This is a genomic window from Zhouia amylolytica (assembly GCF_900116365.1).
Taxonomy (GTDB): domain Bacteria; phylum Bacteroidota; class Bacteroidia; order Flavobacteriales; family Flavobacteriaceae; genus Zhouia; species Zhouia amylolytica.
In genome coordinates this window covers 323190-348471 of sequence record NZ_FPAG01000003.1, presented here as the reverse complement: position 1 = coordinate 348471, position 25282 = coordinate 323190, and the positions used below count along the sequence as shown (strand labels likewise).

Genomic DNA, 25282 nt, shown 5'->3' with positions numbered 1-25282 from the left:
AACTTAATAATCAGAATTTATCACATGGATACCTGGATATTAGAAAGAAAATATCACAAAAAGAGAACACAAAAGCAGATTAAACAACTAGAAGATAGCCGTTACAATTTCATCGACCGATAAACCTTCGGCCTCCGCCTTGTAATTTTTAATTACCCTGTGTCTTAAAATCGGTAATGCCACCGCCTGTACATTTTCAATATCAGGAGAATATTTACCATTAATAACAGCATGGGCTTTCGCAGCAAGAATTAAATTTTGCGAAGCTCTTGGCCCGGCTCCCCAGTCTACATAATTTTTAACTATTTCCGGAGCGAACGCAGAATCTGGTCTTGTCTTACCAACAAGCTTAACAGCATATTCAACCACATTATCAGCAACTGGCACCCGACGAACCAAATGCTGTATTTCTATAATATCATCGGCATTAAATAACGTATTCACCTCAACATTACTGTCTACTGTAGTCGACTTTACAACAGCCACTTCTTCTTCATAAGAAGGATACTTCAACTCAATGGCAAACATAAACCTATCCAATTGCGCCTCCGGTAAAGGGTAAGTCCCTTCCTGCTCTATAGGATTTTGAGTGGCTAATACAAAATAAGGTAGGTTTAAATTATAATGCTCCCCTGCCACCGTAACCGCTTTTTCCTGCATAGCTTCCAGTAAAGCAGATTGCGTCTTTGGTGGAGTACGATTAATCTCATCGGCCAATATAATATTAGCAAATACTGGTCCCTTGATAAATTTAAATTCACGATTCTGATCTAGAATCTCACTCCCAATGATATCACTTGGCATTAAATCGGGAGTAAACTGAATACGTTTAAAATCCAACCCTAAGGTCTTGGCGATCGTATTCACCATTAAAGTTTTTGCCAACCCGGGGACTCCTATAAGCAGTACATGACCTCCTGAATATATAGCTAATAAAATTTCATCAATGACGTGTTGTTGCCCAACAATTACTTTTGAAATTTCATTTTTTAGTGCACGGTGACGTTCGACTAAATTATTTACAGCTATAGTATCAGACATGAGGCATATTATTTTTTGAGCCAGTTATTGGTAAAATCACACTCTTTAAAATCCGACCCAACGCTAATATACGTATCTTTTATTTTATCATTCATCCACTCTCTTATGGTTTCAAGCTGCTTATCTTTTAAAGCAAGATCCTGAATCTTTAAATAATCCTGTGAAAAATCTGCAGTATGCGATGGGTAACGTTTGATTACCTTAACTAATTTGTATACGATTCCCGATCTGGTATCCTCCATTAAAGGCTGTGAAATTTCTTCTCCCTTTAAATCTCCTATCTGACTATAAAGTCTGGAATCCATTTTTGTCAATTCAAATCGCGTACTAAAATCTAGCGGGTTTCTCAAAACCCCCCCGTCAAAACGTGTCTCCTTTTCATCAGAGAAGTTACGGGCAGCAGTTTGAAAAGTAAACTCACCTGCCAAAACCTTCGAGCGTATACTATCCAACTCAGTTTTCGCCTGCTCACGAGCCTCGTCAGAGATTTCTGGTCTGATAAGAATATGACGTGCATCGACAACTTGACCTCTTATCTTCTCCACTTTAACTATATGCCATCCAAACTCTGTCTCAAAAGGCTCAGAAATCTCCCCCTCACGAGTACTAAAAACAGCATCTTTAAATTCTTTAGCAAAACCGTCTTTTTTAGATAAACTCATTAACCCTTGATTTTCAGTCACCGAAGGATCGTCAGAGTATAAAGTCGCTTTTATGGCCATACTCGAACCATTCTCCTCAATATCCCTTTTGATTTCGTTTAAACGATTGACTGTCTTTTCAACCTCTTCTTTTGTAGGCTTTGGCTTTTTAACAATTTGAGCCACCTCAACCTCATCTCCAAAAACAGGTCGCTGATCTTCCGGAATACCGTTAAACCAAATACGAACTTCTTCAGGAGTAATTTCCATCTCCTCCAGAATTTTAGCCCTCATTCTTTGAGATAACATCGCCATTTTAGTGATCTCTGTTAACTCTTCTCTGAAGGTTTGCTCGTCCTCCATATTGTAGTAGTTAAGCAATTTCTCCATAGAGCCTATAGCACCTACCAAATATTCTATTTTACCTTGAACTTCTCCACTTATTTCAGCATCAGAAACAACAATACTATCCTGAATAGCCTGATGTGCATATAACTTGTCTTCCATCAGTTTCCCTAAAACCTGACACTTCGTAATTCCATCCGTCGGCATACCCTGGGTTTCCATATCGATAAAACTTTTATCAATATCAGATTCCAGAATAACAAAATCTCCCACCACTGAAGCTACGCCATCAACCTTAATTCTTTTGCTGATCACCTTGGTTTCAGAAACAGAGTCCTTTAAAGTTACTGCCTTAGTATTGTTTTCGGTCTGTAAGCTATCTTCCTGCGCCAGTGCCACATGGCTCAAAATCATCATTATTCCTAAAAGAGCAATACGTATCCTATTCATAAATTTTAAATTGATTCTTTTTAAATATCCTTCAAAAAGGTCCTTTTTTTATTATTAATATTAGGCAACCTTTATCTCATAAAAACCGCCTAAACGCTTTATCCTGGCATCTTTTTAAAACATTTTCAAGGTGCCAAAATAGTTCACAGCCACCAAATATACCTTAAAGAATCAGTTAACTCAAAATTTTGTGATTATTTTATACGTGTAAGCTGGTAATATTGAAGTTAGAGATACATTTACACTAACCAAATGTTGTATTTGCACAATGTATTTGAGACGCTTGGCAGACTCAATTTACAGATCAAATAAAATAAAAAAATGCCTACATTTCGTAGGCATTCAACAACTAATTCAAAAGTTCGTCCAGCATCTCAAAAATTTCTTCTCCACCTCCGGTTTTTTTATAAATAATCTTCCCTTCCGGGTCGACCAATATTTTTGTAGGAAATCCTACCACATTGAATTTACTTGTATAAACAAAGTCTTCCTGTTTATCCATTAACTGCGGCCATGTATATTCCTTACTCGATGTATAATCCAATATTCTGGAAATATTATCTCCATTATTGACACCTACGATCTCCAATTTATCCTCATATTTCAAATAGTACTCCTTTATTTTAGGCATCTCAGCAACACACGGTCCACACCATGTTCCCCAAAAATCAATCAACAAATATTTACCTTTTAAATCTGAAGAAGAAAACTTGGTGTTCTCAAGCACATTTACAGCCTCTATTTCCGGTAATTCATTGTTAACCTTTATAGCTCTGGCTCCTGCTATACGCTGAGACAACTTTTCGAAAAACGGACTCTCAGGCTGTTCTTCTTTTATTAAATCATAAAGTTCGATAGCCTTCTCCTCCTTTAACTCCCTCCTTGTAATCATATCCATTAAATAGTAGGCACTAACCACTGAAGCTGGATTACCTCTTATAAAATGACGTTTAACATCCGTAATCTGATGCATTAACTCTTCATATTTATCCTGAGATTCTTCATTAGGTTCAGAATTCATACCTGCCCTTAATCTTGCTGCCTCATTACTCAATGGGACTAACACCTTATGTAACATTGCTAAATCTTCATTCTCAGAATTACCATAAGGATAGGCAGCCACAAAATCTTTAATATGCCCATTCACTTCCGTAACATGACCCGGAATTGCAAAAAAATTGATATAAGAAGACATCGCTGGAATATACCCTCCTCCCTCAACAGAAACCACAACCGATTCCATCTTTGGGTTGATCTTCATATAAGTCATCTCATCGATTTCTTTTTTGTAGTAAAATGAAGCATCCTCCACCTTAATCGTATCTGCCTTCCATATATTATCCTGTTTATAATAATATAGCATATAAGGGGAGTTCAATCCTTCTATCGTACCCTTCAGTACAAACTCATTGGGCTTTACAACCTCTACTTCATTACACGACATCATTACAAAAGGCAACAAGGCATATACCGCCCAAATTATCACACGGTTACATAAATTTCTTTTCATCTAAATAGCATTTGGAAAGAAAAGGCATAATTTTTATTATGCCTTTTTTCATTATTTAATATTCATTTTGTTGAGTTGCGCCATTACTATTGGTAATAACATCAACTCCTATCGGACGCGCGTAACGTCTGTCGTTTGGCTCCAACGTCTGTGTTTGCACCTGAGTACCCACACTTCCATTCTCACCAACCTCATAAAATTGTCTCGTAAGAATGATAGGATCTGTTAATGGATCATTATTCAAACGCTTTAAATCCATCCAACGTCTGGTAAATGGAAACTCTCTTCTTCGTTCATCAATTATTAGTTCCACCGTAGCTTTGTCATTAGCCGGCACACTAAGAGGTGTATAATTCTCAGGAGTAAACCTGTTCATACGGACCATTTCAACATCTGCCATGGCTCCAGACAGATCTCCTCTCCTCGCCTTGGCCTCTGCTCTGATTAAATACATCTCAGGAACAGACTCGCCATTCACAGCTTGTCCGATGTATATATTCACATAACCATACCAAGGATTAACGGTAGCCTGATTACGGATAAAATAATCTTTAACCATAAACCTCATCCTCAAATCATTTGTATCATACAAATCAAGCAATTCCTGGCTTGGCGACGTATTCCATGAATCATTTATCAACGTATTAAAAATATAACGATCTTTAAACACCTCTAAAGCAACAGGTGAATAAGGCGAAACATTCACCGTGGAAGGATAGACCAACCCATTTCCAGCAGTAATAGTAGAAATAGCAGTTGCATAGTTTACCATTTCAGAATAAAGAGATAGCGCTTCATTGGCATGTTGCTCTGCCTTGTCATAGTCCCCCATATATAAATAAAACTTCGCTGCAAAGGCTTCAATAACAGGCAGCGTTCCTCTGTTTGGAATAATATCCTCTATTGGATTCTCTAAGGCTTGCTCCAGATCCGATTCAATCTGATCAAAGGTCTCCTTTAAGCTCGCTCTGCTTTGAGACTCGCCATAATTGGTTTCCGTGCGCAAAACCACACCTAACTCATCTGCATTTGATGCACTCGGATATAAGGCATAAATTAATGCCAGGTCAAACAGGTTACTCGCTCTGCGATAATGGGCTTCAGTTTTAACTGCCAGTTTCAATTGTTCGTCGCCGGTAACCTTATTTTCCGAAATCAAATTAATAATGAGATTAGCCCGCCAAATAGTCTCGTAATATGCAGCCCAGGTTTCATCTCCATTCTGACTGATACTTGTTGACCATGTGTACTGCTCAAGTGTGAATGGAGACCAGGAATTGCCAATCTCATCAAATAAATCTACCGGAATACCCGTATTATCTGTACAAAAACTATTCACGTATTCATCGGTCAAATAGGTCGATGAATTCAAAATATATTCAAGTTGCTCGGCGGTTTCAACCTCTACTCTACTATTTACGGAAGGTTCTTTATCTAAGAAATCATCACTACACGATACAATAAAACCTATTAAAAAAAGTGCTAGTATTTTTTTCATTTTCTGTCTAATTTAAAATTGAACGCTTAATCCCATGGTAAAACTTTTCTCCGGTCTTCTGGTAACCCCTATCAGATACTCAGGATCGATCCCATCATCATTTGCTGTCCATATATTACCAAGGTTTTCCATCTGTGCAAATACTCTCAAATTTTGTATCCCCATGGAGTTCATCAATTTCACAGGTAAATCATAACCTAAATAGATCTCCTTCAATCGAATGTGAGCTGCATCAGCCACCCTCTTATCTAAATAAGGCATATACCAACCCCAGCGATACGTATAAAAATCATATTCAGAAGGTAAAGACGGTAATCCTTGTGATTCCCCCTCTCCGCTAATCATAAGATCCCAATCAGGATGCGATCCATAGGTCGACTGATTCTTTAATGGCCAAACAGGATATGATGCCGAAGGCTTAAAGAATTTATGTCCAAATTTACCAATCATTCTTGCTCTGAGTGTTACACCTTTGAAACTAAAAGTGTTATTCCATCCTACCACGGTCGGAGCAACACGAGTTCCCTCATACTTTAAAAGTTCCGTGCCTTCCTCACCAGCCGAACCTATATTTTCATCCCATCGGTAAGTTTGTCCATTCAGACCCTCTACTGTTGGATAGTTTTCTACAGAACCATCTGCCTGCTCAAACTCCTGTACACCACCATATACAAACGAGAATAAAGGCATATAGGCATAGCCTTCTGCATAATCGTAATAGCCACTGGCCAAACTACGCGGATACATTTGCCCCTGATTAAACTTGGTCGTCCTATTATCATTATGAGCAAATGCAATATTTGAAAACCAGTTTAAACCTCTGGCTACTTCTACATTTGCATTTAAATTAACCTCATAGCCATTATTTAACATCTCAGCCGCATTAAAGGTTTGCACCTCATCACCCAAGGTTGTAGAAATTTGAACTCGCGCCACAAGATCATAGCTCTTCTTACGATAATAATCGAATGATCCGGAGAAGAGTCCATTAAATAGAGTGAAATCCGTTCCCAGGTTAAAAACACGGGTTCTTTCCCATCTTAAATCCGGATTCCCTTTATCCAAAATATAAGCACCAATAGTCCCGGTTCTTGTACTCGGAGAATTAGGAATATATAACACCGGAACTTGAGAAGCACCGCCAACAATGTTACCATTTTCACCCAAAGTAGCTCTTAATTTTAATTGATTTAAAAAGTCAACCCCTTCCATAAAAGACTCCCGTTTCACATTCCAACCTAAACCAAACGACCACATCGGGTTGAATCGAGTTGAATTATCATCGACAATAAAATTTGCTCCATCGGAACGTGCACTACCTGTAAGTGTATAACGATCGTTATAGGTATAGGCGAAATTTCCGAAATATGATAAAAACCGTTGATACGTTTCTGTTAATCCTGCACCATAAGGTATTCCATAAGATCGTGTGTTAAAAAGTCCTGACCAACCTGTATACGTAGGAGTGCCAAACGAATTCGTTTCATCATTATATCCATAAAGTGTATTACGGTTACTGTTATTGTCAATCGATGAAAGTTCAAAACCACCAAAAACATTAAACATATGGTTGGTCCCAATGAGTTTATCATAGGCCAAGGTATTTCTAATCACATATGATTGCATTTCGCCATTGCTAGTACTCTTTATGCCTCCAATAGGAACATTAGTCGGACTAACAACTTCGTTTACAGCGTCGTAAGAAGCATTATCAACACCATTGGTAACCAGGTCACGTGCATAAAAACTATCTTCCTCATATAGTTGCGTATACTTACTTACAAAGTCTTCATATTGAAAACTGGACGTCAGTCTCAAATCTTTAGTAATATCAAGATTCAAGGCCGCTGATATTCTAAAATTATTTTGCTTTTGTTTAAATTCTGTGGCATTAGCTTCCCTTATTGGATTATAAGTAAGGTCGTCATATGGCAATCCGGAAACATTAGCCGTAAAATCCTGTATATATCCTAAATTATATCCATAGGGTACAGGGAGGTAGTTCCCATTGTCATCAACTAATTGATCGTATCGATTCAAATAGTCTAAAGTTCTTATGTCTAACCCCGAATTTTTCCCTTCTGAACGGTCAAGCATAAGTCCCACCTGAAGTTCAGCCCAGTCAGTAAATTTAAAGCTGTTATTAAGGTTAATTAATAATTGTTGATTTTCATCATTTATAAACGCATTATCATTATCGTTGTATAAAACTGAAAACATAGTTGAAGAACGATCACTCGCCGATGATACATCTAAATTGTATTGCCTCTTAACAGGCGACTGTAGTATGTAACGGTCTATATCTTTATAAACATCTTTAGAAGATAGGTTTTGAATCGTCGCATCTAATTCAGCCTGATTAATGATTCCCTGATCATAATCATAATACGCCCTGGCTCCTTTGGAATACACTGTAGTAGCTCTCCAAATAGGCGAAACTCCGTAAGAAATATAAGGAATATAAAATGCAGTACCTGATTCCTGAAACATAAAGCGCTCCATTTCCAACTCCGTAGCTGATGATGCCTTATTAAGATTATAATCCAAATCCATTTTATCCCTCATACTCACGAAAGTGCTAAAGTTTACTTGTAACTTACTTTCCTCTTTGGCTTTTTTCGTAGTAACTACAATAACCCCATTACCAGCTCTGGCTCCCCAGATAGAAGCTGCAGCTGCATCCTTTAATACGGTTACAGACTCTATTATATTGGGATTAATCGTACTGAAGCCTCCTGATATCGGAAACCCATCAACAACCACTAAAGGAGTTTGTCGTGAATCAACAGTACCAACCCCTCTGACTACTACATCATCTATATTTACATTACCATCCGCATCTTCAAAAGTTTGAATCCCCGGAGTTACCCCTTCCAGCATCGACCCGACAGATTGTGTTGCAAAGTTTTCCAGCATTTGTTTTGGAACCGTAGCATACGATCCGGTTGCTCTTTCTTTGGATATTTTAGTATATCCATCGCCATACACCATCACCTCTTCAAGCTCATTAGCCTTTACTTCAAGTGTTATGGTTAATTTTTTTTGATTATTCAGCGCTACAGTCTTACTCACATAACCTATGGCAGAAATAACCAGCGTCGCAGTCGGACTGTTAACATTTATTTCAAAATATCCGCTTTGATCGGCAGCTACACCGGCGGTGGTTCCGGATACCTGAATGGTGGCATAAGGAATAGGGATTCCTTCTTCATCCTGGACCACACCCGATACAATTTGTTGTAAAGTGTCTTGGGTATTTAACGGATAAAGTACAATGGTGGTATCCTCTAAAAAATAATACCCTACATGCGTATTTAGTAAACTATATTTTAAGAGTTCCTCAACCAAGATTTCACCTTTATTAAGCTTTACGTTAGGAGCCTCCTCAAAAAGGTTAGTCGCAAAGGCAAAGGTATAATCCGTATTTTTCTGTATGAGATCAAAAACCTTTTCTATAGAAACCGTTTGATCTTTTTCTATTGAAACTTTCGCACTTTGCGAAAAACTAACATTTGTAGAAAATGCAAATGTCACAGAACACAATAAGAAGATAAAGGTTTTCATTACAAACTTTAATATTTTTTTACCGTAGGAAAAAAATAGGTTAGCTAAACTTATTTCCATAAATTTGATTAAAATTGGTTAATTATTTTATTAATTGATCGCTTTCGGAGTAAGGTTATGCATGGTGGAATATGGTAACTTTACTCCTTCTTTTTTTATTTAATTATAATCTTGTCCTCTTTTATCTCATAGGCGGTATTAATTGATTTTGTTATTGTTTCAAGTATATTATCTATTTTCTGATCTTTTTTAAAGACGCCATTAAATTGTATATTTTTCATTTCCTGATGTTCAAATTCAACATTTACATCATACCATCGTGAAACTACCCTCATTACTTCTTCCAATGGTAAATGGTTAAAATTAAAGACACCCTGTTTCCATGAAGTTTCGGCAATGGCATTTAACTCAATCACTTTAAAGCTTTCCGTCTCCTTGTCCCATATCAACTGGGAATCCGGAGTTAATTCTACCTGTTCTCCAGCTATTGACACTAGCACACTCCCTTCAACTAAAGTGGTTTTTGTGGCTAAATCCTCAGGATAACTTTTAATATTGAATTCCGTCCCCAGTACCTTTAGGCGTTGTCCATTACTTTGAACACTAAATGAACTTCCATTAAAATCTTCTGCGGAAACAACATCAAAATAAGCCTCACCATAGAGCAACTCAACATTTCTTGGCGCTCCCCTCTTAAATTGTATAGGGTATTTAATCTTGGTATCTGAATTTAACCATACCTTGGTTCCATCAGAAAGCACAAGGGTAAACTCCCCTCCCCTCGGGATCGTTAAATAATTATAGGTAACTGCATTTTTAGAAGATCCTTCCGAAATCTCATCATATTTCAAGGTTCCATTCGAACTACTGACAAACTGGTCTGAATATTTTTTTTCCTTCTCTAAAACAACATCCTCTCCATTTACAGTGGTCAAAACAGCCCTGGGCGTTCCGGCTGTAATTTCCGTTTTTTCAAACGGGTTTACAATGTAAGTGGTCAGTGCTATTAAAAAAAGTACGGATGCTGCCACAGCATATTTAAAGTACCTTTTATATTTGAATGATTTTGAATCCTTTATTTTAGGCTCTATTTGATTCCATGAATTTTCAAGATCGAATTCAGAAATTAAATCTATGCCTTCTGCAAAGCCATCGCCCTCCAAAATCCTGGAATAAATTTCTTTATTGGCGTTTTGTTCCTCTAACCAGGAATTAAGCTGAATCGACTCTTCATCAGTCAACCCTCCTTTCATTTTTTTCGTGATCAGGTTGGCTATTTCTATGTTATCAACTAATGGTTTTATCATATAACTTCGTATCCATTTAACATAAAAACAATCAAAAAACAGAAGTGGGTGAATAAAACTTAAAAAAAGTTTAAAAAATTCAAGAGAAAGGATAAGAATGCTGATTTATTCTGAAAATAAAAGCAGAAACACGAATGAATCTCCTCCCAAAGCCTTTCTTATTTCAGCATAAGCATTCTTCTTAAGAGTCTTAACCGTATTTACAGACACATTCAACTGCAATGCAATTTCCGGATTTTTCATCCCCTGAAGGGCTAATTGTAAAACTTTTCGTGTCCTCGGTGGCAACCGATCGATCTCTTCCCTCAACGATGCATAAACCTCTTCTTTTATAATTAATTCCTGAATGGTTTTATCGTTAGCAAGTGTATAAACCTCCACAGGAGCTACCTTCTGATTCTTTTTTAAATAATTAAGACTTAAATTTTTTGTAGTTATGTATAAAAAAGCTTTGACTTTTATAAGCTCTTCAAAATCAGACTTTCGCTTCCAATAAGCTATCAATGCTTCCTGGGCTATGTCTTGAGCAGCAACATTAGATTTTACAATTTGACTGGAAAAAAGACAAAGGGAAGTGAAGAAATTATCGAACAAACTTTTGAAAGCCAAATAATTTCCATTAGAGATTTCAGATACGATGCCATCATTTAATTTCACTTCTATCCTTTTTGCGAAAGGCGCTAATGTACAAATTTATATTTTACATTAACTTAACAATTAAAGCACTAAAAAAGAACTAACTATATAGATTAAAAGATGTATTCAGCACCTATTCGTAAATTTTAAATTGTTTCTTTTGGTAGGCCTCATTAATAAGATCCTTTTCTAATTTCCTTATCAATTCAAGCTTTCGCTTATTTAAGATAATCTGTTTTAAAGTGGGCTGTATATAACTCAATGGCGAAGTTTCATTCCGTTTAAGAATATCTTTTACCACTACCATATAAACTCCAAGTGAATCGGTTACCTCAAATTTATTTGAGGCCTTTAAATAATCATCCTTATTCTCAGTATTTAGTATTGGTATTTTCTGAACTACATCCGACACTTTTACCCATGCGGAGTCATTTAATGAATAAGACTTAAATTGAAGAGACTGATCATGCAACAATTCCTGGTCTTGGGCATCAAAACGGTCAAATTGTTCTTTTAAAGCTTCCAACTCATTATAATCTTTCGTAACACTTATATATCGAAGTTGAACCAACTCCTCATTTAGTTTGAAATTATCTTTATTTTGTTCATAATATTGCTCCAGCTCCTCTTTGGTTATTGAAGTGTCTAATGATTTTGTTACCAGAGCCTCTTTATAAGCATTTATGTACAGATCAGCACGATACTGATTCACTAACTCTTCAAATGCCAGCGTTTTCTCTTCAGAAAGATTAATTCGAGCCTTCTGCAATAGTAGTTTAGTTGTCGCCCAATTGTTTATGTAGTTGGTCACAATATTTAAACTATCCTCACTTGAGAGTCCTTCTCCTGCAATACCTTCTACATCCTGCTCCAATAAGTATTCGTCATTAACCCTGGCTATAATGGTTCCTTCAGCTTCCTTTTGAAAGAATTTACAGGAGCTAAGCAAAGATCCCGACAAGAGCATTGTAACTACCAGCCGCTTTATCATCATGAAAAATTTTATCTTTAATATCGTAACTTTAAATACTTTATTTTACTTAAAACACTTAAAGTTCTCTTAAATAATGAGTTTAAACAACATAAGATAAATGTTAAGATCATTGGGGGTTCACAAATTTAAACATTAAAACCTTCCATGCAAGTTATCAAAGGAAGTGCCTTAGGATTAATTTTAATTCTGTATCTTATATATACCAAAAAAATCTGGTTACCGTATGAAATATCAGCATATTATCATCATAGATCTTCCCCGGAATGAAGTTGTTGAAAAATTTAACAGCGTTGACAATCTGCGACATTGGCAAAAGGGGTTCATAAGCTTCGAACATCTCGAAGGAACTCCGCGTAAAATGAATGCTAAATCTTATATAAAATATCAATTGGGAAATAGAAAAGTAGATATGACCGAAACGGTATTAAAAAATGATTTACCTGATGCTTTTCATGTAACATATGAAACCGAAGGAGTCTTTAACCGCCAGGAAAACTATTTTGAAATAATTGATGATTACCATACCAAATGGATAGCTATTTCTGAATTTAAATTCACCAATCTAATCATGAAAATTATTGGCACACTTATGCCTAGTGAATTTAAAAAACAAAGCTATGCTTATATGGTAGATTTTAAGAACTTTGCAGAAAATGATATTTCGGTAGCAAATGAAAAAAATTAAATTGATTTGGGATTTCAGAGGCCCTGCAGCTAAAAAAACAGCTGAGCATCATCTCATCCATTTACAGGAATATTTAGCTCTGGAAAATATCCCATTTATTGTTACGGATATAGAATCTCTATCTGAATTTCACACCATAGCCTATATCGCCGTTGAGGAAATATATATGAAAAAAATCCGCGATGAATTAAAACCTCACCGCGGACAATTATATACCTTATAATCTATTTCATGCTTTTATTCCGAAGTCAACGGAACACCATAAAGATCAAAATCAGCAGCCTCTTCTATCTTCACTTCAACATACTCCCCAACGCGAACATAGTGCTTGGTAGCATCTATCAATACTTCGTTATCCACATCAGGAGAATCAAATTCTGTTCTTCCTACAAAATGAGTCCCCTCTTTTCGATCGATAATACACTTAAATGTTTTACCGATTTTCTCTTGATTCAACTCCCAGGAAATTTGTGATTGAAGATCCATTATTTCAGCAGCTCTTTGCTGTTTTACAGCTTCCGGAACATCATCCTCTAAAGAATAAGCATGCGTGTTTTCCTCATGACTGTAGGTGAAACAACCTAAGCGTTCAAATCTCATGGCCTTTACCCATTCCTTAAGGGTTTGAAAATCCGCTTCAGTTTCTCCGGGATAGCCCACAATAAGGGTAGTCCTGATAGCCATTTCTGGTACCGCCGCTCTAAAATCCTGTAAAAGTTTTGTCGTTTTTTCCTTGGTGGTTCCCCTGCGCATTGATTTTAATATAGGGTCCGCTATGTGCTGCAAAGGAATATCTATATAATTACACACTTTTGGTTCTTGTTTCATGACCTCAAGTACATCCATAGGAAAACCAGTTGGAAAAGCATAATGTAAACGTATCCACTCAATCCCTTCTACCTGTACTAATGATTTTAACAAGTCGGCTAAACGACGTTTCTTATATAAATCTAACCCATAATAGGTTAAATCCTGAGCAATAAGGATCAATTCCTTTACTCCTTTCTCCGCTAATTTCTCTGCCTCCTTTACCAAATCCTCAATAGGGGTACTTTTATGCTTTCCTCTCATTAAAGGAATGGCACAAAAACTACACGGACGATCGCATCCCTCTGCTATTTTTAAATAAGCATAATTTTTAGGGGTAGTCGTCAATCGCTCCCCAACCAATTCATGTCTGTAGTCAGCTCCCAATGCCTTCAATAATATCGGTAAATCTGACGTACCGAAATACTGATCAACATCAGGTATTTCTTTTTCCAAATCTGGCTTATAACGTTCACTCAAACATCCGGATACAAACACTTTATCTACAACCCCCTCTTCCTTCTTCTGAACATATTCCAAAATGGTATTCACACTCTCCTCCTTGGCATTGTTAATAAAACCGCAGGTATTAATTACAACAATGTTTCCTTCCTCCTCATGTACCACTTCTTTCCCACTGGCTTGCAACTGCCCCATGAGCACTTCACTATCGTACACATTTTTTGAGCATCCCAGTGTTACAACATTAATCTTATTCTTTTTTAAAGACTTGGTTCTCATCGCTTTTTATTTGGAGTGCAAAAGTACGGAAGAAAAGTGAAACACCACCTATAGTGGGCAATTAGTCTTTACACAGGTTAATAGGATTATTCTTTTAGAGGATACGCAAACCATTCGACACCTTCATGTCCGTACTCAACAAGGTTACCTCCTTACCATTCACGGCTCCTATAACCAAACACTCACTCATAAAATTCGCAATTTGCTTTTTAGGAAAATTTACAACAGCTACAACCTGTTTTCCCAAAAGACTATCTTTTGTATATAATTTGGTTATTTGGGCCGAAGTTTTTCGCAACCCGATTTCATCTCCAAAATCTATATACAATTGATAGGCAGGGTTACGAGCCTCAGGAAAATCCCTTACTTCAGTAATCGTTCCAACACGCATTTCTATCTTTTCAAAATCGTTCCAGTCTATTTCCATTTCAAATTTTTACGTAAAAATATACTATTTCATGACGTTAGCCAACCTCAGTAATTAAACTATTCTAAGTCGATTTCATTAAAGTACTGAATATGATTTTTATATTTACCACTTTATAAAACAAGATTCATGAGATTATATATATGCATATTGCTAACCGTATTATCCCTCCTTTTTTCATGTAAAAATGACACGCACACATCCAAACTTCCATTAGTCAGTTATAGAGGATCAATTGAAGCACAGGATGAAAAAAATATTCAATTTATTTTTAAGGTAACCGATGAGCAATCCCTTAAAGTTTATAATGCGGATGAAATCATTACTGTCGATGAAATAACCTATGAAAAAGATACCGTTATAATTAAAATGCCGGTTTTTGAAAGTGTTATCAAGGCCGTTGTCAATAAAGATAGTAGCCTGACAGGTTTTTATATAAAACCAAATCTTAATCGGATCGTTCCTTTTATTGCCAGTCCAAACGAAGACAGATTTGAAATTAATTCGAAAGCGAACGAAAATATTTCAGGAAATTGGAAGGTAAAATTCAGCCCGAATGATCATGAAGAAACCAATGCAGCCAAAGGTATTTTCGAGCAAAATGGAAATCGTGTAACCGGTACTATAAGAACCACCACAGGCGACTACCGATACCTCGAAGGGGTTATAAACAATAACCAACTTCAACTTTCTACCTTCGATGGCGCACATGCTTATTTGTTTACTGCGACGGTTACCGACAGCACAATGAGCGGTAACTTTTATTCTGGAAATCATTACAAAGAACCTTTTACCGCTAAAAGAAATGAATCATTTGAACTGGCCAATGCCGATACCCTTACCCATTTAAAAGAGGGGTATGACAAACTCGCCTTTTCATTTCCGGATGCAAATGGCAACATGATTTCATTAGGTGATGATCGATTTAAAAATAAAGTGGTGGTTGTACAAATCATGGGTACCTGGTGCCCTAACTGTCTTGATGAAACCCGATATTACAGCGAATATTACAAAGCGAATAAAGACAAAGACCTTGAATTCATTGGCCTGGCTTTTGAATATGTAAAAAGTGATACGCTTGCTTTCAAAGCGATCAATCGCTTAAAGGATCGTGTAAATGTTGAATACCCAATACTTCTTGCCCAGTACGGCACAACCAGCAAAGAAAAAGCCCAGGAAAAACTTCCAATGCTCAATCATGTGCTCTCTTACCCTACCAGTATCTTTATAGACAAAAAAGGAAAGGTTCGTAAAATACATACTGGATTCAACGGACCAGCAACAGGGGATAAATACAAATCATTTCAGCAAGAATTCACTACGTTTTTAGATCAGCTACTGAATGAAGAATAAAATTGTGTCAAATCAAATAAAGAAGGTAACCTAGCAATGATCCGCCTATTACGGTCCACATGGCATTGATTCTCTTGAAGCCGAATGTGATCACCAAACTAACAACTGCAATTAAAATACTCCGCCACCCAATTAAGGTATCGGCTCCCATTTTAAAAAGAACAGCGACCATTACAGCAACCGCTGCGATATTTACACTATCTAAAAAATAGCCAAGCAGTCTCGATTTTCTCATTTTTGGCACCAGCGGATTTAAAACAAGAACAAACAGAAAAGAGGGCAGAAATATTCCAAGGGTAGCGGCTACAGCTCCCCAGAATCCACTTAATTGATACCCGATAAAAGTAGCAGTCGATAATACCGGACCGGGAGTAAACTGTCCAACAGCCACCGCATCAATCAACTCCTGCCTGGTTAACCATCCCCTTGTTACCAGTTCTGCATCGAGATAAGCAAACAAAACATATCCACTACCGTACAACACCGCTCCGACCTTCGCAAAAACCCAAAATACTTTTAAGCTCGTTAACCCGGAATCACTGGTGCCGGTAAAATTTACCATTAAAAAAGGCAAAAAAGATTTCAGGCTACCTGAGAAGCTGGTTTTTAAATAAAAATACAAGGCTCCTAAAACACCTCCCACAATCAAAGCCAGTATTTCATTAACACCTAACAAACTTGCCATTAACACCAGAATACCCAAAAACCCAAGCTCCCAATTTTTTAGCGCTTTTTTCCCCAGCTTTAATATGGCTGCTACAATAATAGCTAATACTGCAGGTTTAATACCAAAAATAAATGGTGATACCGAAGGAAGCGAACCGTAGGACTCATATAACCAAGCAAAAACTCCGGTTATAACAACAGCAGGAAATATAAAACATATGCCAGCTACAAATAATCCGGGAACTCCAGCACGTTCATGCCCACAATGCATGGTCATTTCAGTTGAATTCGGACCAGGAATCAAATTGGTAGCTCCCATTAAATCCAAAAAATGCTGTCGGTCAATCCATTTCCTTTTATCCACGATTTCATGTTCCATCATGGCGATATGGGCTGCAGGACCACCGAATGCAACGCACCCCAATTTAAAAAATACTCTGGCTACTTCACTTAATCTTGATTGGTGCTTCATAATAATCAGTACGACTACCGCAATCGCTGCTTAATCGTTTAAATGTCCTTTTGCAAATATCATAAATTGCTTCCAATCATAAACTGTTACATCGTGCTTCCCACTTCGAACATGATATCCAATGGTTTGATGGATGGGCTTATTTACATCCGGAAAATTCCTATCCGACAACCCTCTTTTATTGTAGAGTTCATAAACAGGACTTGCGTAATAGGCTGATAAATACTCCCCTTCCGGGTCTGCCCACTTATCCTTAATTGCACTGGCTATATATACAGGTCTTGGGGCATTTAAAGCTATTAGCATATGCTGATCAAGCGGTAACATCGTCTCCTTGTCATTATATTTTTTAAAGCTTTTACTAAACCAATGAGGAAACCGATTATTTATGAGTTGAATGGTTTCTCCGTTTTTTCTTCTAAACAAAGCTGCACCACCACATCCTGAATTATTAGCGATAACCATATCAAATCGTTGGTCTAAAGCACTTGCCCACAATACCGTTTTCCCTAATCTGGAATGACCAAAAAGTATATACTTTGAGTCTGCTGTAGCCTCATACCCCTTTAAACAATCTAAAATTCGCGACAAACCCCACGCCCAGGCAGTCAACGAGCCCCATTCATTCAAACCCGGCTCATCCTGTCCTTCTTTATAGAAAAATGGATGAATTCCATCTGTAAAATCATTTCGATCAGGATCTATATCTCCATAATATACCGTGGCAATACCAAAACCTTCCTGAAGTATTTTATCTACGGGCCATCGATAACTCCGTTTCCCTCTTGATTTTTGATCGGCTTTGTGGTTGTATACGTCTAAAGTTTCGTTAATTCGAACCCAGGAATCTGAAACTAAGACATTATTATCGTGAACCACCGTATGATTTCCGTAAAAATTATAACCTAAAAATACAGGCGGGTTTAAAACATCCTTTGGAAGATATAATAAAATGTGTACTCTTAAATTACGATGCCCCTTTTTAAAATCGAGAGCAAACTGTATACGATGCGCTTTATTATTAAAAGCAGCATCTGATTCTTCTATTACTTCTATAGATGAAGGAATGGGATCACCATCTGGAACCATTCCATAAACCTCATTTTTAAAAAGGTGCAGTAACTCAGGACGCTTTAATCGTTCCCAAACTTCAGGACTGTTTACAGGCTCACCATGCTTTAAGGTCAATAAATCAGGTAAACTCTTTACAGTTGTTTTTTCATTATTGGCCCTCACTGTAGGCTGAGCGTATAATACACCTCCAAGAAGAAAACTATTCGTCAAAATGAAAAGCCAAATCAACCTGATCATAATAATTTATTTAAAACGGTAATAGATTCAATTTTAAAATCATTACAGCCCGTATAATCCACTTCTATTAAAGTTAATTAATCAATAGGCTCCGAAAAATAAAACAGAATGACCCGACGAAAATTCACGATGAATTACTTACTTTTAAAAAGTAACTCTTTATAATTATCTGTAGCATAATACAATTGGCGTAAACTATTAAGGAAGCTCACAATTTTCTGCTGGTGGATATAATTTGGTTGAAGACCATCTTTAAAACCTAAATCCTCTATGGTTATCAAAATATACCAATTCCCAAATCTGGAAGTATGGTGTTCTTCTAAAACCGGATCCATATCTTTAGAGGCCAAGACGCCATCGAGCGCCATGGGTAAAATATTTACGGTATTTGTACTTCGTTCACATTCATAAAACGACATATAATACATCCTTCCTGCGATGGTAACCTCTATATTTTGATTTACAGGACCATCGTGATCAGGGTATTTCATATATAAAAAATCATAAAACGCATTAGCCTCCTTTGTATCTTTAAAAGCAAATACATGATGGGGACTAATATTTCTTTTAATTTTATCAGCCCTGAGAACTTTATAGCTTTCTATTTTAGGAGCAAAACTATAGGGAATACAGGAGGAGGCCGTCAAAAAAACCAGAAGCAATCCGAAAAATCTCATGAATAACGTTTCCGCGTATGCATCAAAAACAATGCCCTAATCTAAATCATTTTAAAAAGAAAACTACCACCAAAGAAAAAGTAAAAAAATGATGATTCCCAGAATCAAACCATATACTATAAGTTCACGACGTCGATCGATCCTGGCACGTTGCTGAATATTCTTTTTTATTTGAATAAGTTTTTCCCTGGATACCGTTTTAAACTGCAGCTGGGTTTCACCATCGCCATAAATAACAGCTCTGTTATAATCCTTAAATTTAGCACGGGCAGAAGGGCGAAGCGATCGATTCTGCTTCATTCGATTGATCATATCTTGTATGTGGCCGGCTCCAAAACTCATAATTTTAATAGATTCATAACGCTACTGACAATTAAAAAGTAGCTAAATTAAGTCATAGACAAAAGCAAATCCTTTCTTCTAATATAGTAATTTTATAAGAAAATACCTCAAAAAAAGCACCCATAGTTAACACCTTAATGAAAACCTACGATTCTTTCGGACCAATATAAATTAATATTGTATCGTAATTCAAAGAAGAGTATCGGGAAGCCAAATCTTTGCTTTCCACCTCACTTAATAATCCTTTCTTATACGATAACAAATACATTTTTCATAAGCCGGGTATGCTTTCAGATTCGGGTGACTAAATAGACCTTCTCTCTTCATCCCGATTTTTTTCATAACATTTTCTGATCTCATATTCTTCTCGGTGCATGTAGAAATTAGAGAATCGATATTTAATTCATTAAATGCCAGATCCAGGCATTTTTTAGCGCCCTCAGTAGCATATCCATATCCCCAGGCATCTTTTTTAAGCCTCCAACCAATATCCACTGAAGGAGTATAAACTGACTCATACGTTTGATAAGCTAAACCAATAAAACCTATAAGCTCGCCAGTACCCAAAAGTTCCGTTGCGAAGTAATTGTAACCATGCGTGTCATAATGCCTTTTGAGTCGCTGGATAAAATCGAAAGTTTCTGTTACCGTAAGTTGTTTTGGGAAGTGCTCCATGACTTCCTGATCAGCATTAATTTTTGCAAATTCCTCGAGGTCATTGTCATTCCAATTGCGGAAGCCTAATCGTTCTGAGGTAAAAAGATATTTAGAATTCAATTTTTTTGTGGATTTAAATAATAGCAAATCATTGTTATAGCAAATACATATAAATAGCCATTAGCCGTATTTAGCCCGACGAAACTCAAATATACACAATGTAATAAAGTAAAGAAAACCGTTGTAAATTATCTACATCTGAAATATTAGAAGAACTTTAAAAGTCCAAAAAAATCTAAAAAGAGAATTACAAGAAAATTTAGTGTTCCCTGTTCAAATCTGTAGTCTTAAAGTTAACCTTTATCCATATTAAAGATATACTAAAAATATGCTTCCTCCATAGAAATCCCTAAGTTATCCCCATATTATCCCCATGTTATCCCCATATTTTCCCTATATTATTCCTATTGTATCTTTATCATAAAGTATCCCATCTACTAGCCATTAACTATTACCCAGAGGATATAAAACAAAAAAATCGCACCTTTACAAGTGCGATTTTATGGTGTCTTTTGAGTTCTTAAAACAACCTGTTGGACATGGAAAAATTCTCAACGCATTAAACTAGTCAAGTACCTGAAAGGTTTAAAAGAAATATCAGCGCATTCTTAACTTATCAATCATGTCTTGGGATACATTTCCTGAGTACATCCCATAGGCATCTATTAACAAGCCTTTTTCACCTGAAGTCGTTTCTATGACATAAAGTACAGAACTGTCATCCGGATTGGTTTGACCTTCAAATCGATAAAAAGCAACTACTTTTAATTCATCTGAGTTATGAATAGTTTTTTTATGCTTGTTCTCTACCCCCGCATCGCATAAGTTAAAATCTTCAACATAACCATCTGCCTTCAGTGAATTTATAGCTTCAGAGAGTGTTTCGTATGACCTTTCCATGACCTTTTATTTTTTACCTTAATTTACGACTTAAGGATGTAGCATCAAAATTTATTCGTTTAAAGTATATGTTGAAATTTCAAGAGATTTTTATATTTTGTAGTTTCATTTAAATACAAACTTCTATGGCTAATACCGAAAGTAATATGTTACCATTGGGCACCAAAGCGCCCCATTTTACACTTTATGATACCGTATCTGAAAATATGTACTCACTCGATGAGTTAAAAGGCGATAAAGGTACCGTAGTAATGTTTATATGCAATCATTGTCCTTTTGTCAAGCATGTGAACAAAGAAATATCGCGTATGGCTAAACAATATACTCCTGTCGGTATTAAGTTCATTGCAATATCTAGTAATGATGTAGAAAATTACCCTGATGATGCACCGGATAAAATGAAAGAGAATGCTAAAGAACAAGATTTCATTTTCCCGTACCTGTACGATGAAAGTCAAGAAGTTGCCAAAGCCTTTGATGCTGCCTGTACCCCCGATTTTTATGTTTTTAATGATCGTATGGAATTAATATACCGAGGGCAATTAGACAGCTCCAGACCTCAAAACGATTTACCCGTTACGGGTAAAGATTTGAGAACTGCCATTAACAGCTTACTCACTGGAATCCCTCTTAAAATAGACCAAAAACCCAGCATCGGCTGTAATATCAAATGGAAAAAATAATGTTAATCACTGATTAACAGTCCATTTACAGCTATTAGCATAAAATTAACATGAAATTATTTTAAGATTAAAGTGATTTATTTCATTAATCTACTAATTTTGTAGAGTAAATAGAGAATCTAAAAAATAAGATCATGGCTACATTAAGACTTGGAGACAAAGCCCCAAACTTTACAGCACAAACCACAGAAGGTGAAATTAATTTTTACGATTATCTAGGTGACAGATGGGGAGTCCTGTTCTCTCATCCTGCAGATTACACTCCAGTCTGCACCACCGAACTGGGCGCCGTTGCCAAATATAAAGACGAGTTCGCCAAAAGAAATACAAAAGTATTAGCCCTTAGTGTGGACGGAATAGAGTCTCACAAAGGATGGGTTAATGATATCAACGAAACCCAGAATACTACGGTAAATTTTCCGATTATAGCCGATGAAGATCGTAAGGTTTCGAGCCTTTATGATATGATTCACCCAAATGCAGATGAGACGCTTACAGTACGATCTGTCTATGTAATCGGGCCCGATAAAAGCATTAAACTCATAATTACTTATCCTGCTTCCACAGGTAGAAACTTTGAAGAGTTATTACGGGTAATTGATTCCTTGCAACTTACAGCATATCAAAAAGTAGCTACACCTGCAAATTGGAAGCATGGTGAAGAAGTTGTAATTAGTCCTGCCGTTTCAAACGAAGAGGCAGAAAAATTATTCACTAAAGGGTTTAAAGAAATAAGACCTTATTTACGTCTTACACCACAACCGAATCTGGATTAATTTGAGAAAAATATTATAAATAAATGTCAAGCTTGGCTTGTTGTAATTATACCATCCTATCCTTTTCCATCAGCAAGCCCTGGCTGGCATTTATTTATCAAATCCATCCCTTTCGCTTAGCTAAATGCTCAATGTGTGCGAAGTGATGCCTGCAGTGCCAGGAATAGATACTGGTCAACACTGCAAGTGAAATTTCAGTATTATGTTCTGGATGTATAAAAGTTCTGGACAAATCCTCCTTAGTCAGCCTTTTTAAGAGATATACCCAACGCTTATGTAGAGCTTCCAGCATTTGGAGGGAAGTATCTATAGGAGCTTTATAATCATCGAGTTCTGCCCAACGATCTTCATGATAGGCCTTAATGGTTGGTTTGTCCTCTGTAAGTGTCCATTTATACCTCACATAACTATTAACATGACTGTCTACTAAATGATGAACAACCTGCCTAACGGTCCAACCGTCTACTCTATAGGGAGTATCTAATTGCTGTTCTGTAAAATCCGACACTAAGTTGTTGAGTTTCGAAGGTAAGGCCTCTATATCCCCTATCCATTCCGCCAATTTTGTTTCTGAAATAGTCGATGGACGATTGTATTTACCAATCGGATATTTTAATAATTCTAGTTGTGCTGCTGTTGTCATACTCAAAGATAAAAAAAACGCCCCTGAAGCAGGAGCGTTTTTGGTAAAATTATATGGTTCTTACAAAAGTTTTAACTTACTTGGCATCAACGAGTTTAACATCAAAAACCAATACAGCGTCTGGAGGAATTACCCCTCCTGCACCTCGACTACCGTAAGCCAGTTCAGATGGAATTACAAAACGTGCTTTATCTCCCACATTCAATAATCCAATACCCTCATCCCAACCAGGAATAACTTGTCCTACACCCAGGGTAAAGTCAATAGGCTGTTTTCTTTTAAATGAAGAATCAAATACTTGTCCGTTAGTTAACGCTCCTTCATAGTGTACAGAAACAGTTTGCCCTTTTTCTGCTTTAGGACCATTTCCTTTTTCTATAATTTTATAGCGTAAACCACTAGCTGTTTTATCGAATCCGGCTGAAACTTTTTCAAGTTCTTCCTCTTTTTGGGCCTTTTCTGCGGCGATACGCTTTTCGCGCTCCCCTTCAAAAGTTCTGAATGCCTCAATAGCATTCCAGTTTTCAGCTTCATCTCCTACTCTGATAATTTCCAAAGTCTCGATCAAATCACCTTGAGCGATAGCGTCTACAATATCCTGACCACTTTCAACAAATCCAAATACTGTATGTTTACCATCTAACCAAGGTGTTTCCACATGGGTTATGAAAAACTGACTCCCATTACTACCTGGTCCGCTATTTGCCATTGATAATACCCCTGCTCGGTTGTGGGTAAGTTCCGGGTGAAATTCATCATCAAACTGATAACCGGGTCCTCCAAATCCACTTCCTTGTGGGCACCCCCCTTGAATCATAAAATCTGCTATAACTCTGTGAAATTTTAATCCATCATAATAAGGGTTCCCCTGAGGCTTTGCATCGTTTTCCATATTTCCTTCAGCCAGGGCAACAAAATTACCAACTGTCCCAGGAGTTTTATCGTGAGTAAGTTTTACAAGAATTTCACCTTTTGAGGTGTTAAACTTCGCGTAAATTCCGTCTTGCATGATATATCTTTTTAATTGTGAAGCAAAGATAATACTTAACTACCTTTTTTCCTTAAAATAAGGCTTTTTTGAATCTAAAATTAGCATCTTTACAGCTTTAAAAATTCAATCATGCCTGAGAAAACTAAAGCCATTTTCAACTGGAGTAGCGGAAAAGATTCCGCTATGGCACTTTACAAAGTTCTTCAACAAAATGAACATGAAGTTTCTTGCTTACTCACCAGTATTAATTCTGCTTTTAACAGAGTTTCCATGCATGGGGTACACCAAGATTTAGTTGAATTACAAGCTAAAAGTATTGGAATACCATTAAAAAAAATTTTACTCCCAGAAATGCCTTCAATGTCTGTGTATGAAAAAATCATGACGGAAACCATGACTGAACTGAAGGAGGAGGGTAATGAAACCTCTATTTTTGGTGACATCTTTCTGGAGGATTTAAGAGCTTACAGAGAAGAAAAATTAGAATCTAACGGGTTCAATGCTATTTTTCCCTTGTGGAATGTTCCTACGAAAACACTTATACAGGATTTTTTAACAATGGGCTTTAAAGCCATTGTTGTTTGTGTAAATGAAAAATATTTAGATAAAAGTTTTGCAGGAAGAATTATTGATGAAAGCTTTATTGCAGACCTTCCAGATAATGTAGATCCTTGTGGGGAAAATGGTGAATTTCATACCTTCGTTTTCGATGGTCCCATTTTCAAAACCCCTATCCCTTTTAAAAAAGGAGAAGTCGTCTACAAAAAATACGAACCGGCTAAAGATAAAAATGATAATTGCTATCAAGAAGCGCAAGACACAAAACCATTCCAATATGGATTTTGGTTTTGTGATCTTTTATTAAATGAATAAGTCTTACGCACAGAAAGCTCGTAATTATTCAACCAAACTCATTCATTAATTATTATTTTATTTTGATTTAAGACCTTCTGCTGCTGCGAGCATCCTTGCTCTTACCTTTAGCTTTTTTATAGCACGAACCAGGAGGTTTGTTCCGCTAAGTCAAGAATACGGAGCGGGGTAACAAACATCATAAGATTCTGAAATAAATTCTCTGCTGGTGCGAGCATCCATGCTCGTACTC

Annotated in this window: 24 protein-coding genes; 6 read left to right on the top strand and 18 right to left on the bottom strand. The window is 36.7% G+C overall.

The window, feature by feature from the left end:
• Positions 1-87 precede the first annotated feature (87 nt).
• The 8 genes from BM361_RS06590 to BM361_RS06555 all read right to left on the bottom strand — a co-directional run bounded on the left by BM361_RS06590 (position 88) and on the right by BM361_RS06555 (position 11986).
• Positions 88-1041, bottom strand: a complete 954-nt coding sequence (locus tag BM361_RS06590; RefSeq protein WP_074977741.1) for an AAA family ATPase — start codon at positions 1039-1041, stop codon at positions 88-90.
• Between the two features lie 8 nt (positions 1042-1049).
• Positions 1050-2477, bottom strand: a complete 1428-nt coding sequence (locus BM361_RS06585) for a peptidylprolyl isomerase (RefSeq protein ID WP_074977740.1) — start codon at positions 2475-2477, stop codon at positions 1050-1052.
• 349 nt (positions 2478-2826) lie between these two features.
• Complete coding sequence (locus tag BM361_RS06580; protein ID WP_074977738.1) at positions 2827-3987, bottom strand: TlpA disulfide reductase family protein; 1161 nt, start codon at positions 3985-3987, stop codon at positions 2827-2829.
• A gap of 55 nt (positions 3988-4042) precedes the next feature.
• Positions 4043-5485, bottom strand: a complete 1443-nt coding sequence (locus tag BM361_RS06575) for a RagB/SusD family nutrient uptake outer membrane protein (protein WP_074977736.1) — start codon at positions 5483-5485, stop codon at positions 4043-4045.
• 12 nt (positions 5486-5497) lie between these two features.
• A complete protein-coding gene (locus BM361_RS06570; protein WP_175496549.1) occupies positions 5498-9049 on the bottom strand; it encodes a SusC/RagA family TonB-linked outer membrane protein in 3552 nt (1183 codons plus the stop codon).
• Between the two features lie 155 nt (positions 9050-9204).
• Positions 9205-10356 (bottom strand): FecR family protein, encoded by a 1152-nt coding sequence (locus BM361_RS06565; protein WP_074977733.1) that lies wholly within the window; start codon positions 10354-10356, stop codon positions 9205-9207.
• A gap of 105 nt (positions 10357-10461) precedes the next feature.
• Positions 10462-11013: an RNA polymerase sigma factor gene (locus BM361_RS06560; RefSeq protein ID WP_074977732.1), complete on the bottom strand. Its 552-nt coding sequence runs from the start codon at positions 11011-11013 to the stop codon at positions 10462-10464.
• A gap of 112 nt (positions 11014-11125) precedes the next feature.
• Entirely contained in the window at positions 11126-11986 is an 861-nt protein-coding gene (locus tag BM361_RS06555) for a peptidyl-prolyl cis-trans isomerase (RefSeq protein ID WP_254785741.1), read from the bottom strand.
• A gap of 223 nt (positions 11987-12209) precedes the next feature.
• Here BM361_RS06555 and BM361_RS06550 point away from each other — a divergent pair, with 223 nt between their 5' ends.
• Positions 12210-12671 carry an SRPBCC family protein gene (locus tag BM361_RS06550; protein ID WP_074977730.1) on the top strand — a complete coding sequence of 154 codons (462 nt, stop codon included), beginning with the start codon at positions 12210-12212 and terminating at the stop codon, positions 12669-12671.
• Positions 12658-12894, top strand: a complete 237-nt coding sequence (locus BM361_RS06545; RefSeq protein WP_074977729.1) for a hypothetical protein — start codon at positions 12658-12660, stop codon at positions 12892-12894. Before BM361_RS06550 ends, BM361_RS06545 begins: the two co-directional genes overlap by 14 nt.
• Positions 12895-12908: 14 nt before the next feature.
• Here BM361_RS06545 and rimO read toward each other — a convergent pair whose 3' ends face one another.
• Together rimO and BM361_RS06535 are read right to left on the bottom strand one after the other, a co-directional pair.
• The gene (rimO, locus tag BM361_RS06540) at positions 12909-14219 is read right to left on the bottom strand and encodes a 30S ribosomal protein S12 methylthiotransferase RimO (protein WP_074977728.1); all 1311 of its coding nucleotides are present in this window, start codon (positions 14217-14219) and stop codon (positions 12909-12911) included.
• Between the two features lie 94 nt (positions 14220-14313).
• Positions 14314-14646: a tRNA-binding protein gene (locus BM361_RS06535; RefSeq protein ID WP_038265781.1), complete on the bottom strand. Its 333-nt coding sequence runs from the start codon at positions 14644-14646 to the stop codon at positions 14314-14316.
• 129 nt (positions 14647-14775) lie between these two features.
• On the opposite strand from BM361_RS06535, the gene BM361_RS06530 reads away from it, so the two are divergent.
• On the top strand, positions 14776-15999 hold the full coding sequence (locus BM361_RS06530) for a peroxiredoxin family protein (RefSeq protein ID WP_074977726.1): 1224 nt from the start codon (positions 14776-14778) through the stop codon (positions 15997-15999).
• A 7-nt stretch (positions 16000-16006) separates the two neighbouring features.
• Here the strand turns inward: BM361_RS06530 and chrA are convergent, their stop codons facing one another.
• The 6 genes from chrA to BM361_RS06500 form a co-directional block, all read right to left on the bottom strand.
• Positions 16007-17137 carry a chromate efflux transporter gene (chrA, locus tag BM361_RS06525; protein WP_074977725.1) on the bottom strand — a complete coding sequence of 377 codons (1131 nt, stop codon included), beginning with the start codon at positions 17135-17137 and terminating at the stop codon, positions 16007-16009.
• Between the two features lie 30 nt (positions 17138-17167).
• On the bottom strand, positions 17168-18448 hold the full coding sequence (locus BM361_RS06520) for a glucuronyl esterase domain-containing protein (protein ID WP_074977723.1): 1281 nt from the start codon (positions 18446-18448) through the stop codon (positions 17168-17170).
• Between the two features lie 134 nt (positions 18449-18582).
• A complete protein-coding gene (locus tag BM361_RS06515) occupies positions 18583-19125 on the bottom strand; it encodes a hypothetical protein (protein ID WP_074977721.1) in 543 nt (180 codons plus the stop codon).
• A gap of 63 nt (positions 19126-19188) precedes the next feature.
• On the bottom strand, positions 19189-19467 hold the full coding sequence (locus BM361_RS06510; RefSeq protein WP_074977720.1) for a hypothetical protein: 279 nt from the start codon (positions 19465-19467) through the stop codon (positions 19189-19191).
• Between the two features lie 234 nt (positions 19468-19701).
• Positions 19702-20244: a GNAT family N-acetyltransferase gene (locus BM361_RS06505; RefSeq protein ID WP_074977719.1), complete on the bottom strand. Its 543-nt coding sequence runs from the start codon at positions 20242-20244 to the stop codon at positions 19702-19704.
• Positions 20245-20781: 537 nt separating this feature from the next.
• Positions 20782-21084 carry a phosphoribosylpyrophosphate synthetase gene (locus BM361_RS06500; RefSeq protein ID WP_074977717.1) on the bottom strand — a complete coding sequence of 101 codons (303 nt, stop codon included), beginning with the start codon at positions 21082-21084 and terminating at the stop codon, positions 20782-20784.
• Between the two features lie 125 nt (positions 21085-21209).
• Here BM361_RS06500 and BM361_RS06495 point away from each other — a divergent pair, with 125 nt between their 5' ends.
• Positions 21210-21767, top strand: coding sequence for a thioredoxin family protein (locus BM361_RS06495; protein ID WP_074977716.1), 558 nt, complete (start codon positions 21210-21212; stop codon positions 21765-21767).
• 134 nt (positions 21768-21901) lie between these two features.
• The gene (locus BM361_RS06490; RefSeq protein WP_074977714.1) at positions 21902-22543 is read left to right on the top strand and encodes a peroxiredoxin; all 642 of its coding nucleotides are present in this window, start codon (positions 21902-21904) and stop codon (positions 22541-22543) included.
• 97 nt (positions 22544-22640) lie between these two features.
• Here the strand turns inward: BM361_RS06490 and BM361_RS06485 are convergent, their stop codons facing one another.
• Both BM361_RS06485 and BM361_RS06480 read right to left on the bottom strand, forming a co-directional pair.
• Positions 22641-23186: a YfiT family bacillithiol transferase gene (locus BM361_RS06485; protein WP_074977713.1), complete on the bottom strand. Its 546-nt coding sequence runs from the start codon at positions 23184-23186 to the stop codon at positions 22641-22643.
• 76 nt (positions 23187-23262) lie between these two features.
• Positions 23263-24195, bottom strand: coding sequence for a peptidylprolyl isomerase (locus BM361_RS06480; RefSeq protein WP_038265805.1), 933 nt, complete (start codon positions 24193-24195; stop codon positions 23263-23265).
• 111 nt (positions 24196-24306) lie between these two features.
• Here BM361_RS06480 and BM361_RS06475 point away from each other — a divergent pair, with 111 nt between their 5' ends.
• The gene (locus BM361_RS06475) at positions 24307-25050 is read left to right on the top strand and encodes a Dph6-related ATP pyrophosphatase (RefSeq protein WP_074977711.1); all 744 of its coding nucleotides are present in this window, start codon (positions 24307-24309) and stop codon (positions 25048-25050) included.
• Positions 25051-25282: the final 232 nt, after the last annotated feature.